Origin of the sequence: Massilia sp. 2TAF26 (genome assembly GCF_052115005.1) — a bacterium.
Taxonomy (GTDB): Bacteria; Pseudomonadota; Gammaproteobacteria; order Burkholderiales; family Burkholderiaceae_D; genus Telluria.
This window is the reverse complement of the sequence record NZ_JBFRFV010000153.1, coordinates 1-355: the sequence shown is the minus strand read 5'-3', so window position 1 is coordinate 355 and position 355 is coordinate 1. Positions and strand designations below refer to the sequence as shown.

Genomic DNA, 355 nt, shown 5'->3' with positions numbered 1-355 from the left:
ACACACTTAAACTAATGACCGGCCCTCGAAAGCGCCGGCAAAGGAGACCTTTTATGTCCACGAAAAGCATACTGGCCGCCGCAGCGGCCGATCAGACGCTAAGCAGCGGCGCGGTGACCGAAGCCGCCGTTGTGCGCAAGGCGGCATGGCGGATCATGCCGCTGATTATGATCTGCTATCTGTTCGCCTTCTTCGACCGCATCAACATCAGCTTTGCCAAATTCCAGCTGCAAGGCGATCTTGGCTTGAGCGACACAGCTTATGGCCTGGGCGCCAGCCTGTTCGTGGTCGGCTATGTGCTGTTTGAAGTGCCGAGCAATATGCTGCTGTACAAGGTTGGCGCGCGGCGCTGGAT

At 57.7% G+C, this 355-nt stretch carries 1 pseudogene; it reads left to right on the top strand.

The window, feature by feature from the left end:
• Nucleotides 1–53: 53 nt before the first annotated feature.
• Nucleotides 54–355, top strand: a pseudogene (locus AB4Z32_RS27910) (MFS transporter); the annotation flags it as partial.